The organism is Sunxiuqinia rutila, assembly GCF_050589705.1.
Classification (GTDB): Bacteria; Bacteroidota; Bacteroidia; order Bacteroidales; family Prolixibacteraceae; genus Sunxiuqinia; species Sunxiuqinia rutila.
The window spans coordinates 231,554-249,487 of record NZ_JBNGOT010000008.1; the positions used below are offsets into that span (position 1 = coordinate 231,554).

The window sequence follows — 17,934 nt, forward strand, 5'->3', positions numbered from 1 at the left end:
AAACTAACGAAATGAAAATCTATAAAACAGATCAAATCCGCAACATTGCTTTAATTGGAAATGCTGGCAGTGGGAAAACCACCCTCGCAGAAGCCATGCTGTTTGAGGGTGGAGTAATCAACCGGCGAGGCGAGGTTTCATCCCAAAATACCGTATCTGACTACCTGCCCATCGAGCACGACTATGGCAACTCAGTCTTCTCCACTGTTCTCCACTCCTTCTGCAACGACAAAAAAATTAACATTATCGACACCCCGGGAATGGACGATTTCCGCGGAAGTGTTGTTTCCGCACTTCATGTTGTCGGAAGCGCCATTGTAACCATCAACACCCCTCACGGAATAGAAGCCGGCACTGAATCCGTGTGCCTCCACACTGAAAAAGCCGGCAAACCAATGATCTTTGTATTCAACCAACTGGATCACGAAAACGTCAATTTTGAGCAAACTGTCGACCAGGCCAAAAGCATCTTTGGCAACAAAGTAACCGTTGTTCAATACCCTGTCAACGCCGGCCCTGGCTTCGATTCAATTATTGACGTCTTGAAAATGAAGCTTTACAAATATCCGGCAGATGGTGGCAAACCCGAAATCCTGGAAATTCCGGACGATGAAAAAGAACGCGCTGACGAACTACACAACGAACTGGTTGAAATGGCGGCAGAAAATGACGAAGCCCTCATGGAACTTTATTTTGAAAAGGGAAGCCTCAGCGAAGACGAAATGCGCCAGGGCATCAAACTTGGCATGATCGACCGAAGCCTATTCCCGGTGTTCTGTGCGGCTGCCAAACACAACATGGGCGTTGGCCGCCTACTCGAATTCATCGCCAACATCACACCATCGCCTGCCGAAGCCGTCGAAGTACCTGAAATCAATGGAAAAGAAGTAAAAAAAGGGGAAGACGCACCAACTTCGCTGATGGTTTTCAAAACAACCATCGAGCAGCACGTGGGGGAAATTACCTATTTCAAGGTAATGAGTGGCACCGTAAAAGAAGGACAAGACCTGATCATTGCCAAAAATGGCAACAAAGAACGCATCTCCCAGCTCTTTGTTTCTGCCGGAAAAAACAGAACAAAAGTAGCGGCCATGACCGCAGGCGACATTGGCGCCACGGTAAAAATGAAAGATGTCAATGTCAACAACTCCCTCAGCGAAAAATCAGCCGGTTACAAGTTTGCCGAAATCAAATTCCCGCCTTCCAGACACACCGTTGCCTTGAAAGCCGTAAACGAAGCTGACGAGGAAAAGATCAGCGAAAGCTTCCAAAAGCTACACGATCAAGATCCGACCTACATCGTGGAGTATTCAAAAGAATTGAAGCAAATGCTGGTGCACTGCCAAGGCGAATACCATCTGAACACACTAAAATGGTTCTACAACAACGAATACAAACTCGACATCGAATTTGACAAACCCAAAATTCCTTACCGTGAAACCATCACCAAACTAGCCCAAGCTGACTACCGACACAAAAAACAATCGGGCGGCGCCGGACAGTTTGGAGAAGTTCACCTGTTTATCGAGCCCTACATCGATGGCGTTGAACCAAAGACATTGGTATCCATGAATGGCAAAGAACAAAAACTCTCCATTCGCGACACCCAGGAGTACCCGCTTTCGTGGGGTGGAAAACTCATCTTCCACAACTGCATCGTGGGCGGCTCCATTGATGCCCGCTTCCTTCCTGCCATCCTCAAAGGAATCATGGAAAAAATGGAAGAAGGTCCACTTACCGGATCATATGCGCGAGACATTCGGGTTTACGTTTACGATGGCAAAATGCACCCGGTAGACTCCAACGAAATCTCGTTCAAACTTGCCGGACGAAATGCGTTCTCTCAGGCCTTCAAAAATGCTGGTCCCAAGATCCTGGAGCCCATTTACAACCTGGAAGTTTTCGTACAAAGCGATCGCATGGGAGACGTCATGAGCGACCTCCAGGGACGACGCGCATTAATCATGGGCATGGGCAGCGAAAGAGGCTTCGAAAAGATCAATGCCAAAGTCCCACTGAAGGAAATGCACAAATACATCACCGCCCTCAGTTCTTTAACACAAGGGCGCGGAAGCTTCTCCATTGCATTTGACGGCTATGAAAAAGTACCACAGGAAGTACAAGAAGAGCTTCTGGCAGCTTATGCCGCCGAACAGGAAGAAGATTAACAAAAGACCATTTCTAATCCTATCATAACTAGCATTCAAACTAATTATGACTAAAACCCCGGACAGCCTATCCGGGGTTTTCAATTTACCCCCCCCCCCCTTCACCCCCTCCAACATCCCACATGCTTTTTCTCCATACGCAAATAGCGCTGCCTCCTCACTAAAACTCATATGTGGGTAAAATTACCCATTGTGCATAATTCGCAAGTGCCCTAAGTTTGTTCCGATGTATGGCCACAGCCTATTTCAAAGCCATACGGAGTAACATAAAAACAAATCTTTATTACAAATAAAAAAGTAAAATCATTTTTTATGAAAAGAGCGATTCTAAACTACCAAAAGGGCATCATGTTCATCCTAGCTTTAATTACAGTTGGACTAACGTACCAAAGCTGCGAGGAGGTTGACATGACTGACAGACAAACACTAAAAGACCTGGTAATTGACTATCCCTGCAAAGAAGTCTGCCTGGTGGCAGGTCAACACATGCAAGTTGGCACAGTCATCGTTTCGCAGGACGGAGATGACATTCACGTTACCTACAACGTAACCGAATCAGGTGTTTACCTCACTGAGATTCATCTTGACATTTTTGCCGACCTCGACCAATTTGACGCAGCAAAAAAACTAAGCGGCGGTGGAGCCATTCCCGGAAAATTTGAATTTAAAAAGAGCTGGAAAGCATCTGCTATGATGACTAGCTATACCGTTGTTGTTCCCAAAGAATACATCGATGAGATAGCTCCTAATGCCGACTGCTTCTATATTGCATCACACGCAGCTCTTTCCAATGGCGAAACAGCCTGGGGGGGATTCTGCACTGAAACCGACAAAGGAGTTTCATTGAGCGATGCCATGCAGTTTCCAGGCAACAACTGGGGAGTATACTTCGAATTCTGCCTTGACGAGTGCCTTACCACCGTTGACTTCACCTATGCCTGGGAAGACCTTATGAAAGACGGTGCTGACGGTAACGACGGTGACTACAATGACTTGGTCATAAAATCAGACGTTCTCCGCTCTCAGGATATGCTGGTAATTTCGATCTACGCATCAGCCAGAGGAGCCAGCTACGATCACGCGTTCAAAATCAAAATTCCAAAAACAGGAATCGCTGATGCCCTGACTGGCGGGATCAACGGACACGCCGACATCGAAGAAGATGGAGACTACTATATCATTACGGTATTTGCGAGTACAAAAGCTGTTTTACCAGCAGAAAACGAGGCTCCCTATCCATTTGTTGCCAACACATTGCCAACAGACACGGATTGCGAACCTCACGCCAACGCCATCATTACAATTCTGACCGATGAGAATTTTGATTTCGATCCGGACTTCCCCTATGAACCATTCATTACGGTGCACCCGGGAACGACCAACGCCTACGACCTGAACATTTGGGAGCTCCAAGCCAACCTAGCCGATGGCTCAACGTGGATTGACGAAGAAGGAAAAGAACACCCGAATGGCATCATTATTCCCTACAACTGGCAATGGCCGTATGAAAAAACATACATTGGCGAAGCTTACGCAGGCTTCACCAGCATCACTGACGGCTGGAATCCCAACTGGGCAGATAACCTGACTGATGCAACCAAAGTTTTTGATCTAATCTGTGAATAGCTTAACTGAATCACATTTCTGAATATCCCGATTTGAATAATTCGACAAAAACAAATAGGCAGCCAATTCTGGTTGCCTATTTGCATTACAATCCACCTTGCATAAAGGCAACTATTTTCGCTTCAAAAACGGTAACATCTTCTTAACTCCAAACTTCAAGCGATTCAGAAAAACTGCCCAAAATAAGTAGCGCCCTAAGCGTAATTTCAAGCCTTCATCAACCTTAATCACAGAAGAAATAAACCGTTTATCGGTCGGAAGATGAATCAGAAAACAATCTTCGTAGGCCTTCCAACTGTTTTGAACATGCAAAGTTGGCACACTCCAAAACCGGGCAATTCCTCCAAAAGTACCAACATCGCAACAGTAGCCCCCTTCGCGCATCATTTTTTCCAGAGCAACAGACACCAACACCTCATCACCCTGATGATGAAACAATGCGTAGTCTTCGAAGTAGTGTTGTTGCACCAGCCGAATCTCTTCACTCAACCGACTAAAAAAAGCAGCATCACCTCCTAAAAACTCACCGCCACACCATAAGCCCAACGATGATTCACCCTTCATCAAAATTTCCTTATCCTGAATCAAACGCTCTCTCCCATATGCCGGGTAGCGCTGAGCTGTTACATCGTAAAAAGCAGGAATATTATTACGGATACAATTTTTTAGATTTTGCGGCATTGAACTCAAACACAATACATCACTGTCAACCAATACACAATAACCTCCCTGCTCTCCCAAAGAGCCAAAATACCGAAATACGTCCAACTTAAAATGGGCTGAATAAAATGCAATCCCACGCGGTACATCCAACTGAAAGGGAATTTCAACAAACTGCAACTTCTTGGAATATCGTTCAAGATATTCCTGCTGATTAGTCAATACCACCAACGGTTTTGAAGTAAAAAACTGCAGGGAGTCAGACAAACTCTCACAACACTTCATGTAAGTTTGAATTTGCCGATCAAAATCACCGTGTACGCCATTAGTTGCTGCCGATTTGCTCTCAAAATCAACATACATCAAAGTGTAAAACTGATAATCCATACACTCAACTTTCTAATTTAATTTCAGCTTCGAAAAGAAACGCCTATTGAAAAAAATGCTGAATCATTTCCTTCTTGAGCGAGTCAATCCATATTGACCAGAAACTTCAGCTGAAACACTAATTTCTCCTTGCAAAATTTCGATCAACCGACTCTCAAACTTTCGAAGCGTAAACTCTTTTTCATACTTACGATATCCTGCCTGCCCCATTCGAACACGCAAATCCTCGTCTTTAATTAACACTTCAAGCTTATCGGCTAGCGAAACCACATCTTTCTGGGGAACCAAAAAACCGGTAACACCATCTTCAACAACATCCGGAATCCCTCCTTCAAAAGTCGACACCACCGGCAGTCGATACTGCATGGCCTCCACATTAACCAAGCCAAAGGTTTCAGCTTTATAATAAGTTGGAAATGCAAAAATTGAAGCAGCACTAAATACCTGCTCCTTTTCCTCCCCAAACTTACACCCCACATAACTCACTTGTGCTGAAAGCCCCTTTTCTTCAATCAGCTCAACAAGCTCCATCCCGGAGATATCACCATCACCCCCAGCCAAGGTACAACGAAAAGAACAGTTGCGCTCTTTCAACAGCAAACAAGCATCCAACAAAACTTCCACCCCCTTCGCTCGAATCAGATTTGAAAGAAACAAAATTTCGGGAATGTCCTCCTTTTCCTGCCCATTCCGATAATGGGCAGCAGTCACCCCATTCGGACAAATCCTGATCTGCCCGGGCTGAACATAGGGGGCAACATCAGAATACAAATGTTGTGACAAAAGAATGACAGCAGAGTTAGCAAACGCAAAATGAAAGAGCCTTCGAAAAAAGAAGCTATCTTTCCTCTCTTCAAAGCCTTTATTGTGCAAATGATACACCAGAGGAACCCGAAATAACTTCAACAGAAAAATTAGAATAAAATCCTTTAAAAAGGCAGCCCCCGTAGTTGTCAAGGCAAAATAACAAACAGAAGGACGTCTTCGAACCAGCTCCTTAAAAAGCCTTCCCGTGATCAGCAAGCCTTTATAGAACTTTCGAAACGTCAATTCGCCAGACTCATTCACTTCATCCGACAACAAGAGGTTAATATACCTGGTATTGAAAGCCCGATTAATCTCCCGACTCTCTTTAATAGACAGTCCCACAATGGAAGAGCCATGAATGGCTGACGGCCAATGAAGAAGAAACAAAACATCTGGCTTCATATCAGGCTAACTTAAATTTTTCAACGATACGCGACCTTAGAGAGAATTTCCCTCGAAATTCCTTAACCAGCAAAGGGTCGATGACCGGAGCCGGCGAAAACTCAAAATCCATCTTCAAACCATCATCCAAGTGCGTTCGAAAACGATGGCTTTTCTTGGTGTTTGTAGCCTCCTCTCCAAAACCAATACTTTTCACTTTGGACCGAACCGGAAAAACAGTGAGCAAATCATGCTCAAACTGACAATACCCCAGTCGAATAGCCCATGAATCCAATCGCCCGGTCATTTGTTTCCAAAGCATGTAAGGCATATCCATTCCTCCGCGCATAAAGCGAAACTGCTTCAAAAAACTCCACCGAAAAGACTGATAACTTTGAGCTTCCCAATCAACCAACTCCCAACGATCTTGCCAGATGCCCCATCCCCACGAGCCTGCACGGTAGCCCAGGTAAAAATCATCTTTTCGATTCTTCAAGGAAGGCAAGTCCATGGTGTATCCCGAAATACTCATTATCTTCTTATTCTTTTCGTAATACACCAAAGCCTGGTTCATAAAATCAAGAAAGTTCGGCGATGTAATCAGATCATCTTCCAATACAATGACCTTCCCATATTGAGCAAGGAGCTTAGAAACCCCGGCAATAATAGAATTTGCCAAGCCTCGGTTAACCGGAGCACATGAAACAGAGACTGATTTAAACCCGGTAACCGTTTCCAGATACTGCCTGACAGCAAACACTTTTTCATCCGATTGTTGATCCTTAGCACCATCCGAAAAAATATACAATTCACTTTCCGAAGCCAGGTAGTTGCGCTTTAAGGCATCAATGGTCTGTTTGAGCTCTGCAGGGCGGTTGTATGTAAATAAACATATTGGAGCAAGCATACGGTTTAGATTTGGGGCATTTCATTTCGCAATCAAGAGCAATCATCACGTCTAAGTTAAACAAAACAAAATACAAAACCGACTTGTTCACTGACCCTTTAGCAGAAAACAAGAGCCTTAAACCACAGAGATCTATTTTTCACGAAACAAGTGCACAAAACCATGTGCATTCTGAGTTTCTCCATCACGTCCTTCTGCCCGTACAACATAGTAATAAACCCCAGGACTGGCATAACGCCCACCAATCCGGCCATCCCATACAGACTCGCTTGATGTCTCCTCAAAGCCCTGCACATTGTTGTTTTCCCACGTATGAACTTTTCGCCCCCAACGATTAAACACCTGAATATTGATCGATTTGATCGACTGGTATTTAACCACGAAGACATCATTCACGCCATCTCCATTGGGGGTAAACACATTCGCAACCTCCAGCAAGGAGTTTTGAACAACAATATAATCTTCCAGGTAAAAGGTATCCGTACATGCAAAGTTTTCCGAATTCTTTGTAGTCACCAGCTTCACCTGGTAAGTACCCGAATTTTCATAAATAAAAACGGGGTTCTCATCAATGGCAGTTGCTAAAATACTATCTTCTACCACTCCGCCATCAAGGCCTTCCTGAATCAGCTCATCCCGGTTCCGAAAGAAAAACCACTCATAGCCGTCAGCATTGAGCGAGGTACTTGTGAACAAAACCTCCAAAGGTGCCTCTCCCTCCAGCGGCGTGGCATCAAATGACGCCTCAGTCACAATACTCTGATAAGAAACCGGCACTTCAACCTGACACCCAAAGCGGTCATAAACAGTCAATTTGTATTCCATATTTCTTGCCGGTGGCGAAAAAACCTGAGGGCTCAACACCGAAGCAACAGGCTCCCCATCGGCCTCCCAGCGCACTTTTACATCTTTAAAAACCTGCAACTCGGAACCTGTAGCCAAATCATAATAAACTGACGAAGCTTCGTCAAAAGCAGCTTGTATCTGAAAATAGTCACAGGTCGACTCCGTAATTTCGGCTGTTGCAGCATACCAGCTGTTCATCACCCAAGCAGTATAAAGTTCAGTTGTTTCTCCAAAAGTCACTTCAACCCGATAGCATCCACTCTCCAAATTGCTAATGGTTGACGAAGCCACTCCCGAATTATCCGACTGATAAGCATCAAAGTTTCCAGTTCCCGGGTTGTATATGAACCACTCAAAGCCGGCTGCTACTGCCGTACTTGAAGTTGCCGTCAATTGCCCGGCATTCTCATCGGGAGCAGCACAAAAAATATAAATCTGATCTTGACTCCCAGAACTGTAGGCGGTAGACACAACATCGTCCGACGCAGCAGTTAACTGCCCCATAACGACACAGGGAAAAAACAAGGCAATCAGCAAGACAACAAGTGAAGTTTTCGCATTAAATTTCATCTTCAAAAAACAGCTTGAATTATATTGTATTACAATATTAACGTTTAAAATTGACTTATCTTTTACCCATCTTTCATTTTTTCATTCAAAACTCATTTGTTGAAAACTAGCTGAGGCCAATGCTTCGAAATAAGAAAATAGGTTATACTTTTGAGGCTGACTTAGAAATATAGTGATTGTGAATTATCTTGAAGAATTAAACGAAGCTCAAAGACAAGCTGTTGAAAATACCGAAGGGCCATCCCTGATCATTGCCGGAGCCGGCTCTGGCAAAACACGGGTACTGACTTACCGCATTGCTCACTTGCTGAAGCAAGGCACACGACCGGCCAGCATTTTATCGCTTACCTTTACCAACAAGGCAGCCAAAGAAATGAAAGAACGGATTGCCAATGTTGTTGGGGCACACACGGCCAAATACCTTTGGATGGGAACGTTTCACTCCATTTTTGCCCGCATTTTACGGGTGGAATCGGAAGTTCTTGGTTACCCCTCAAATTTCACAATCTATGATTCAGCAGACTCCAAAAGCCTGTTGAAAACCATTATCAAAGAATTTAAGCTGGACGATAAAACATACAAAGTCAACGTGGTTGCCAGCCGGATTTCAGCAGCAAAAAACAGCCTGATTACTCCCGCAGCCTATGCCACCAATGCCCAGGTACGCGAATATGACATGAGCATACGCATGCCACGCATCGCTGAGCTCTATAAGGAATATTCACGCCGATGCTTTTTGGCCGGAGCCATGGATTTTGATGACCTGCTATTGAAAACAAACATCTTGTTCCGCGACCACAAAGACATACTGGCCAAATACCAGGATCGATTTGACTATGTTTTGGTTGACGAGTATCAGGATACGAACTTCTCGCAATACCTGATTGTAAAAAACCTGGCTTCTAAACACAAAAACCTATGCGTTGTTGGCGATGATGCCCAAAGTATTTATTCATTCCGCGGAGCACGAATTGAAAACATTCTGAATTTTCAGAAAGATTACCCCGAGCACCAGGTTTACAAGCTGGAGCAAAACTACCGCTCAACGCAAACCATTGTGAATGCTGCCAACAGCGTGATTCAAAAAAACAAACGTCAGCTCCCCAAACGGGTTTTTTCTGAAAATGCCGAAGGGAACCGCATCAAAGTGTTTTCGGCATTAACCGATAACGAGGAAGGGTACTTGATTGCCAATGAAATCAGCGAAACACGCATGCGGCATCACTACCACTATTACGACTATGCAATTTTGTACCGCACCAATGCCCAGTCGCGTATTTTTGAGGAGTCGCTTCGCAAACGCAATATTCCCTATAAAATATACGGAGGACTATCCTTCTACCAACGCAAGGAAATCAAGGACTTACTATCCTACTTCCGGATCGTCATCAATCCGAAGGACAACGAAGCCCTCAAACGAATCATTAATTACCCGGCCCGCGGAATTGGCGCCACCACACTAACCAAGCTCGAGCAAGCAGCGATGAGTCAGGGCACCAGTATTTTCGAGATTATCGAACAAAGTGAATCCGTCAATCATGCCGCTCTGAACAGAGGGACCATCAGCAAAGTGCAGCAATTTGCGGCCCTGATCAAACAGTTTCAGGAGAAAAACGAGCTGAACGATGCCTACGAAATGGCGAGCGAAATTGCCACACAGACTGGTGTCATAAAAGATTTATACAAGGATCAAACAACAGAAGGACTAAGCCGGTTCCAAAATATCCAGGAGTTATTGAATGGTATACAGGAATTCTCAATCAATGCCCGCGAGGAAGGACAGCCCAACCACCTGGCTAATTACATGGAGGATGTGGCCCTGCTTACCGATCAGGATTCAGATAAAGACGAAGACCGCGATAAGGTAACCTTGATGACCATCCACTCGGCCAAAGGGCTTGAATTTAAAAACGTATTTATCGTGGGAGTGGAAGAAAACCTATTCCCCTCCAACCAGTTTGGAAACATCACCCCTGAAGCTTTTGAAGAAGAACGCCGGTTGTTTTATGTTGCTCTTACTCGCGCCGAAGAAAATGCCTACCTCAGCTTTGCCCGACAACGCTACCGCTGGGGGAAACTTGATTTCTGCAATCCCAGCCGCTTTATCGGCGAAGTTGACATGCAGTTTCTGGAACTTCCAGCTGAAGCCGACTTTAACTTTGACGAATTGCCGGGTGAAGACAAAGCCATTCAGAAACAAACATTTGGAAAACCATCGGCAGCTGCCCGCCGGCCGGTTACTGCCGATCAGCCAGGCATGAACCAAAAACTGGTCCAACTTCGGCAAGCCAAAAAGCAAGCTCAAAATTTTGATGGCGATGACCCTCGCGACATTCAAACGGGCATGTTGGTTGAACACCAACGATTTGGTAAAGGTAAGGTCCAGCAGGTTGAAGGTACGTTTCCCAACCTTAAAGCTACCGTTTTCTTTCCCAATGCCGGTCAAAAGCAATTGCTGCTTAAATTTGCCAAGCTAAAAATTGTTCAATAATTCAACGGCTGGAAGGGAATAACAGCCAACCAATCAAGTTTTTCGCAAATTAAATTTGTCAACAAAATATTTTCACTTAGCTTTGCAGGTAGATAAATCTCCTTTACTTCAGATTATCAATAGTATTACCGAACTAGTACAACCTTGTTTAACACAAAAGTTTATTAGATATTTTTTTTTAAATGGATTACAACTCGAATCGTAAAAAATTACCCCTGCCGGAGTATGGGCGTAATATTCAGAATATGGTTGATCACGTGATGACCATTGAGGACCGTACTGAACGCAATATAGCGGCCCAAACTATTATCGACATCATGGGGAACTTACACCCTTACCTGCGCGATATCAACGATTTCAAGCATAAACTCTGGGACCACCTGGCAATTATGGCTGACTTCAAGTTGGATATCGATTATCCGTATGATCCGCCAAAGCCGGAAACATTTCAGGAGCCTCCCAAAAAAGTACCTTACTCAAGTAATAAAATCAAATTTCGTTACTACGGAAAAACATTGGAATTGATGGTTAATGAAGCCATTCAATATGAAAGCGGCGAAGAAAAGGAAATCCTGATCACCCTGCTGGCCAACCACATGAAGAAATCCTACCTGACGTGGAACAAAGACGCCGTAGATGATGAGAAAATTTACAAGGATCTGGAAATTGTTTCCGATGGAAAAATCCAAAGAGATGATTTAGATCTAACCGAAACACGTGATATTCTTTTCCGTTCAGCCCCACGCAAAAAACAAAACACCGGCTCGAACCGAGGCCCCAAAAAACATCGCAAAAACGACTAAAAACACTATTCAGGGAGATGGCAACATTTCAAATTGAAGGCGGAAAAAAATTAGCAGGGACGCTAAAGCCTCAAGGTGCAAAAAACGAAGCATTGCAAGTTATTTGTGCAACCCTCTTAACCAGCGAACCCGTTATCATTAGCAATATTCCCGAAATTCGGGATGTATTGAAACTCATCGAAATTTTAAGCGAACTAGGCGTTAAAACCGAACGTTTGCAAAAAGGACAGTACAAGTTTCAAGCTGATCAGGTGGATATGCATTACCTGAAATCAGAGCAATTTGCCCGTCAGGCCAGCAGCTTGCGCGGATCCATCATGATTGTCGGTCCCCTGTTGGCTCGCTTCAGCAAAGCCCTGATTCCTCAGCCGGGTGGTGATAAAATTGGACGCCGCCGCTTAGACACTCATTTTGTTGGTCTCCAAAAACTCGGAGCTGAATTTACTTACGACCCCGTCAACCTTTTTTACCGGGTTACGACCCAAAAACTTCAGGGAGCCTACATGCTTCTCGACGAGGCATCAGTTACCGGAACTGCCAATATTTTAATGGCTGCCGTTATGGCTGAAGGCGTTACCACCATTTACAATGCAGCTTGCGAACCCTATCTGCAGCAGCTTTGCAAAATGCTGGTTTCAATGGGGGCAAAGATCGAGGGAATTGGCTCAAACCTGCTTCGCATTACAGGAGTTAAACAGCTCAGCGGATGCACACACGCCATTTTGCCCGACATGATTGAGGTTGGCAGCTTTATTGGGCTGGCCGCCATGACTGGTTCAGAAATAACCATCCAGGGAACCGGAATTGAACATCTGGGAATTATTCCTGAGTCTTTTAAACGCCTTGGCATCAAATTGCAGGTTAAAGGAGACGACATTTTCATTCCCGAACAGGAAGGCTATGAAATTGAAACCTTCATCGACGGGTCCATCATGACCATTTCAGATGCTCCCTGGCCCGGATTAACACCCGACCTGCTAAGTATCTTTTTAGTGGTAGCCACCCAAGCCAAAGGCAGCGTGCTTATACACCAAAAGATGTTTGAAAGCCGTCTGTTCTTTGTGGATAAACTCATTGACATGGGAGCCCAAATTATCCTTTGCGACCCGCACCGTGCCACAGTCATCGGATTGAATAAAAAACACACGCTTCGTGGTACTACTATGTCATCACCTGACATTCGGGCTGGAGTAGCCTTGCTAATTGCAGCCTTATCGGCTCAAGGGAAAAGCGAAATTTTTAACATTGAACAGATCGACCGTGGCTATGAAGCCATCGACCAGCGTTTGCAGGCTATCGGAGCCAATATCATTAGAACCAGCTAACCGATTATCAGCAAGCCGTTTTGTTAATAAATTCAAAAAGTGACGTGCCCACATAGTGACATAGTTGCATTTTTACTATTATTGGGCTCGATTTGAGTCGAAATTTTGAATTAAGAGAAAAGAAAGATGAAACAAAAATTATTAATTACACTGACATTGATTGTAGGCCTGATCGCCCAATCATATGCCGGCGATGATGTTAAAATAGGTCTTGCCGTTGGCAATAAAGCTCCTGAAATTGCAGAACAATCAATTGACGGAAAAGAACTTACCTTATCCTCCTTAAAAGGGAAAGTGGTATTAATTGACTTTTGGGCTTCGTGGTGTCCCCCTTGCCGGCGCGAAAACCCAACTGTTGTGGCTGCCTATGAATCATTTAAAGACAAAAAGTTTAAAAACGGAAATGGCTTTACGGTCTTCAGCGTGTCACTCGACAAAAACAAAGAAGCCTGGAAAAAAGCCATTGAAGATGACAAACTCGGTTGGGACTACCATGTGTCAGACTTGAATGGCTGGCAGGCCAAATACGCTGCTGTATATGGGGTTCGCGGTATTCCAGCAAGCTTCCTGATTGACGGCGATGGGGTAATCATTGCCAAGAACCTGCGTGGAGCAGCGCTTGAAGCTACTTTGAAGGAACTATTAAAATAAGATTATATCCACATAGCATTGGAAGGCAGTACACCCGTGCTGCCTTTCTTTTTTTATACTTTTGTCAGCTATTGACAAGCCAGGTGTGCCAAATTGTCCCCATACGCGAAATGGCAACGTTTTTGTAAATCGACAATCCGGTAATTTTAAATACGAAGAAACATGGCCAAAGAAAAAATAAACAACGAACAAGAGCAAGTAGAAGAAAAGGAAGTGACAGAAACAACTGCTCAGGAACAAAACGAAACGGCTGAACAAGACGCAAAATCAGAAAAGGCAGAAGCCTCTAAAAAAGATAAGAAGTCAAAAAAAGAGAAACCTGAAGATAAAATCGAAGCTTTAGGAAAAGAATTGCAGGAAATAAGAGACAAACACATTCGTCTTCAAGCCGAGTTTGACAACTACCGCAAACGCACCATGCGCGAGAAAATGGACCTTGTGAAAACAGGTGGAGAAACGGTTATTGTCAATATTCTACCTGTTATTGATGACTTTGAACGCGCGCTAATGGCTTTCAGCGAGATTGACGACAAAGACCCACTAAAAGAGGGCATCCTGTTGATCTATAGCAAATTTCAGGATTTCCTGAAACAAAACGGAATTGCTGAAATTAACGCCTTAGAAAAAGACTTTGATACCGACTTGCACGAAGCGGTAACTAAAATTCCTGCCCCTAAAGAAGAACTCAAAGGGAAAGTGGTGGATGTCATTCAAAAGGGCTATCTGATGAATGAAAAAGTCATTCGCTTTTCGAAAGTGGTAATTGGCGAATAGACAAAGAAAAAGCAAGTATGACAAAAAGAGATTTTTACGAAGTATTAGGAGTTAGCAAAAACGCTTCGGCCGAGGAAATTAAAAAAGCCTATCGGAAAAAAGCCATTCAATATCACCCGGATAAAAATCCGGACAACAAGGAAGCTGAAGAAAAATTCAAGGAAGCTGCCGAGGCCTATGAGGTATTGAGCAATCCGCAAAAGAAACAACGCTATGACCAGTTCGGGCATGCCGGAGTTGGCGGAGCAGGTGGCGGCGGTGGATTCAGCCAGCACGATATGTCCATGGATGATATTTTCTCCATGTTTGGCGATATTTTCGGAGGTCATGGCTTTGGCGGAGGCGGTTTCGGCGGCTTTGGCGGGTCATCTCGCGGAGGCGGCAGAAGAGTGCATCGCGGATCCGATCTGCGCGTAAAAGTCACCCTTTCGCTTAAAGACATTGCCAATGGCGTAGAAAAGAAACTGAAGCTAAAGAAATACAAAGCTTGTGATTCCTGTAACGGAACCGGAGCGCAAGGCGGCAATGACTATACCACCTGTTCCACGTGTCGCGGAAGCGGCCACGTAACCCGCGTAACCAACACCTTGTTGGGACAAATGCAAACAACAGCAGCCTGCCCCAGCTGTAATGGCGAAGGTCAGATTATTAAAAACAAATGTAACTCCTGTGGCGGCGAAGGCGTTGTTCGTGACGAAGAAGTTGTGAGCATCAAAATCCCGGCCGGAGTAGCAGAAGGTATGCAGCTGAATGTTTCAGGCAAAGGAAATGCTGGACGACGCGGCGGACTGAATGGTGATTTATTAGTCATTATTACAGAAGAAAACCATCCGGAACTAATTCGGGATGGCAATAATTTAATCTACAATTTATTCCTCAGCCTGCCTGATTTTGCTTTAGGCACAACAGCTGAAATACCTACTGTTGAGAATAAAGTAAAAGTGAAGATAGAAGCCGGCACACAGCCCGAGAAAATTTTACGCTTACGCGGAAAAGGGCTGCCTGATGTGAATGGCTATGGCAAAGGCGATTTACTGGTACGTATTCACGCTTGGGCTCCGAAGAAAATTTCGGCTGAAGAGCGTAAACTTCTCGAGAAGCTGCAAGCATCTCCAAACTTCCAGCATACGCCGGGAGCCGGAGACAAAAACTTCTTTGAGAAGATGAAGAACATATTTGACTAAATACGCAATGGTCACAACAAAAAGAAAGCGGTTATCTCCCTGAGAAACCGCTTTCTTCGTTTATTTTCAGAAGTTCAAAACGAACTACCAATCCATTTTAATCACCTCACTTCCGGCAAGTAAAAAGGCTCCTGTGCCATAAACCGCCCAACTGTCATTCGAGAAATTTGCACGCGGATCGGCACCAATTGGCTGGGTCCAGCCCACATGCCCATCGGCTTGCAACAAACCATTCAGGCCAATCCAGGCCTTTTCAACCACCGGCTGATACTCCTCTTTGTCTAAAAGGCCATTGTTAATTCCCCATGCCAAAGCATAGGTATAAAAACCCGAACCGCTCGACTCGCCACCTGGATACGATTGCGGATCCAACAAACTGGCTCGCCATAAACCATCGGCTTGCTGAAGCGCTTTAATTTTACTGGCCATGCGTAAAAACTGATCTTCGTAGAACTGGCGGTTTTTATAATCAGCAGGAAGTTCCTCCAACACGCGCACCAGTCCGCCCATCACCCACCCATTACCACGCGACCAAAATATTTTCTCACCGTTGGCTTCATAGCGAGGCTCTTTCCAATCGGTTTTATACTGAATATCCCGCGCATACAAATCCTCTTCCTGGTCAAAAAGCAAGTCATACGTTTCCTTAAAAAGCCTGTCATTAAACTCCAGGTATTTATCATCTCCCAGCGTAACTCCTAACTTCACCAAAGCCGGAGGAGCCATAAACAGGGCATCGCACCACCACCAGGTAATCGGGCGTATTTCGCCGGTTTTATATGGCGTCGCCATGATTTTGTCAGCCGTTTCCCGGAAAGGAGCAATCATTTTTTCGTCCTTCTCAATCCGATAAATATCAATGTAGGTTTGGCAAATCGCATGATCATCGGCATGCTGCAAGCGAGGGCCAGGCTTCCATTCATTGGCCTCTCCCATTTCCATTAAAGCTTTCCAAATCTTTTTAGAGCCGGTTGTTTCATAAGCCGCAAAAACACCCGCATAAAAAGCGCCGTTGGTCCAATCATACAATTTGTGCTTCGGATTTTTTAACTGCCAGAAGGTCGCTTTCTTCATCACCTTTTTAATGTGATTGGGCTTAAACAATTTGTCTTTATTCCCGGCGTTCAGGCTGCCAGCAAGCAAAAACAGCAGTAAAACAGATAGTACTTTTTTCATTATGATATTGATTTAGGTTTAATCATGCAATCAAAAATAATATTTTAATGCAATCGATTGTCACAAAATACTAAAATTAAAAAAAGAATAAAAAATCGGATCGGAGTTACAATTTGTCAGAATTTCATTTGGTTCACCTTTATTTTATCACTATACTTGCAGCTCAAAGTAAAAACGACATGAATAACAAACTGGGACATATCGGCCATCATCACATCCTATTAATTGGTAGGCCGTAATTCTTTTGCTTTGTTGTAAACAATATTAACCCAAAGAAGGCTTACCAAAACGGTAAGCCTTTTTTATTGACAAAAATTAGCATGACACAACTAAGAATCGCTATTCAAACAAAAGGGAGACTCAATGAAGACTCCATGCAACTTATTGGAGAAGCTGGAATTAACATTAACCTGGGGCGGCGAAAACTGCTGGCTGCAGCAAAAAACTTTCCGCTGGAAGTCCTGTTTTTGCGCGATGATGATATTCCGCAGGCCGTAGCTGACCAAGTAGCCGACATTGGTATTGTTGGTGAAAATGAAATGCTGGAGAAAAAAGAAAACGTGCAAATCATCAAACGATTGGGTTTCAGCAAATGTCGATTAAGCCTGGCCATTCCAAAATCAGAAGACTACCCGGGCATCGAATGGTTCAACGGCAAAAAAATTGCGACCTCCTATCCCGTTATTCTGAAAGACTTTTTGGATAAAAACAACGTACAAGCCGACATTCACGTGATTTCGGGTTCCGTAGAAATTGCCCCCGGAATTGGGCTGGCTGATGCCATTTTTGACATTGTAAGTTCAGGCTCAACTTTGGTTTCAAACCGACTGAAGGAAGTAGAAGTAGCCCTTCAATCAGAAGCTGTTTTGGTAGCCCCGAAAGAGCTTTCACCAGCCAAGCAAGCCATTCTGGATGAAATGATTTTCCGCATGGAATCGGTTGAGCGGGCAAAAGATAAAAAATACATCGTACTCAATGCCCCCAAAGAAAAAATTGACGCCATAAAAGCAATTCTTCCAGGCATGAAGAGTCCAACGGTTACATCATTGGCTGAAGAAGGATGGGTATCTATGTCCTCTGTAATTGCAGAGAAAGAGTTTTGGGAGATCATCGGAAAACTAAAAGAAGTTGGAGCACAAGGTATTTTAGTTATGCCAATTGAAAAGATGATTTTCTAA

Annotated in this window: 14 protein-coding genes; 9 read left to right on the top strand and 5 right to left on the bottom strand. The window is 44.2% G+C overall.

Going from position 1 to position 17,934, the window contains the following annotated elements; all coding sequences use genetic code 11:
* Positions 1-11 precede the first annotated feature (11 nt).
* Complete coding sequence (locus ACRD6K_RS12380; RefSeq protein WP_299579714.1) at positions 12-2,168, top strand: elongation factor G; 2,157 nt, start codon at positions 12-14, stop codon at positions 2,166-2,168.
* Between the two features lie 312 nt (positions 2,169-2,480).
* Positions 2,481-3,794 (top strand): DUF4842 domain-containing protein, encoded by a 1,314-nt coding sequence (locus tag ACRD6K_RS12385; RefSeq protein WP_430973484.1) that lies wholly within the window; start codon positions 2,481-2,483, stop codon positions 3,792-3,794.
* 111 nt (positions 3,795-3,905) lie between these two features.
* Here the strand turns inward: ACRD6K_RS12385 and ACRD6K_RS12390 are convergent, their stop codons facing one another.
* The 4 genes from ACRD6K_RS12390 to ACRD6K_RS12405 form a co-directional block, all read right to left on the bottom strand.
* A complete protein-coding gene (locus tag ACRD6K_RS12390) occupies positions 3,906-4,841 on the bottom strand; it encodes a hypothetical protein (protein ID WP_430973485.1) in 936 nt (311 codons plus the stop codon).
* A gap of 63 nt (positions 4,842-4,904) precedes the next feature.
* Positions 4,905-6,050, bottom strand: coding sequence for a glycosyltransferase family 4 protein (locus ACRD6K_RS12395; RefSeq protein WP_430973486.1), 1,146 nt, complete (start codon positions 6,048-6,050; stop codon positions 4,905-4,907).
* Position 6,051: 1 nt separating this feature from the next.
* On the bottom strand, positions 6,052-6,936 hold the full coding sequence (locus ACRD6K_RS12400; RefSeq protein WP_430973487.1) for a glycosyltransferase: 885 nt from the start codon (positions 6,934-6,936) through the stop codon (positions 6,052-6,054).
* Between the two features lie 132 nt (positions 6,937-7,068).
* The gene (locus tag ACRD6K_RS12405) at positions 7,069-8,352 is read right to left on the bottom strand and encodes a T9SS type B sorting domain-containing protein (RefSeq protein WP_430973488.1); all 1,284 of its coding nucleotides are present in this window, start codon (positions 8,350-8,352) and stop codon (positions 7,069-7,071) included.
* Between the two features lie 178 nt (positions 8,353-8,530).
* Here ACRD6K_RS12405 and ACRD6K_RS12410 point away from each other — a divergent pair, with 178 nt between their 5' ends.
* The 6 genes from ACRD6K_RS12410 (at position 8,531) to dnaJ (ending at position 15,580) form a co-directional block, all read left to right on the top strand.
* On the top strand, positions 8,531-10,843 hold the full coding sequence (locus ACRD6K_RS12410) for an ATP-dependent helicase (RefSeq protein ID WP_430973489.1): 2,313 nt from the start codon (positions 8,531-8,533) through the stop codon (positions 10,841-10,843).
* Positions 10,844-11,025: 182 nt separating this feature from the next.
* Positions 11,026-11,646, top strand: a complete 621-nt coding sequence (locus ACRD6K_RS12415) for a DUF4290 domain-containing protein (protein WP_299579735.1) — start codon at positions 11,026-11,028, stop codon at positions 11,644-11,646.
* Positions 11,647-11,663: 17 nt separating this feature from the next.
* Positions 11,664-12,971 (top strand): UDP-N-acetylglucosamine 1-carboxyvinyltransferase, encoded by a 1,308-nt coding sequence (gene murA, locus ACRD6K_RS12420; RefSeq protein ID WP_430973490.1) that lies wholly within the window; start codon positions 11,664-11,666, stop codon positions 12,969-12,971.
* A 126-nt stretch (positions 12,972-13,097) separates the two neighbouring features.
* Positions 13,098-13,622, top strand: coding sequence for a TlpA family protein disulfide reductase (locus tag ACRD6K_RS12425; RefSeq protein ID WP_299579741.1), 525 nt, complete (start codon positions 13,098-13,100; stop codon positions 13,620-13,622).
* Positions 13,623-13,784: 162 nt separating this feature from the next.
* Positions 13,785-14,396: a nucleotide exchange factor GrpE gene (locus tag ACRD6K_RS12430; RefSeq protein ID WP_430973491.1), complete on the top strand. Its 612-nt coding sequence runs from the start codon at positions 13,785-13,787 to the stop codon at positions 14,394-14,396.
* Between the two features lie 17 nt (positions 14,397-14,413).
* Positions 14,414-15,580, top strand: coding sequence for a molecular chaperone DnaJ (dnaJ, locus tag ACRD6K_RS12435; RefSeq protein WP_430973492.1), 1,167 nt, complete (start codon positions 14,414-14,416; stop codon positions 15,578-15,580).
* Positions 15,581-15,664: 84 nt separating this feature from the next.
* Here the strand turns inward: dnaJ and ACRD6K_RS12440 are convergent, their stop codons facing one another.
* Positions 15,665-16,756: a glycoside hydrolase family 88/105 protein gene (locus ACRD6K_RS12440; RefSeq protein WP_430973493.1), complete on the bottom strand. Its 1,092-nt coding sequence runs from the start codon at positions 16,754-16,756 to the stop codon at positions 15,665-15,667.
* Between the two features lie 320 nt (positions 16,757-17,076).
* On the opposite strand from ACRD6K_RS12440, the gene hisG reads away from it, so the two are divergent.
* Positions 17,077-17,934 (top strand): ATP phosphoribosyltransferase, encoded by an 858-nt coding sequence (gene hisG / locus ACRD6K_RS12445; RefSeq protein WP_430973494.1) that lies wholly within the window; start codon positions 17,077-17,079, stop codon positions 17,932-17,934.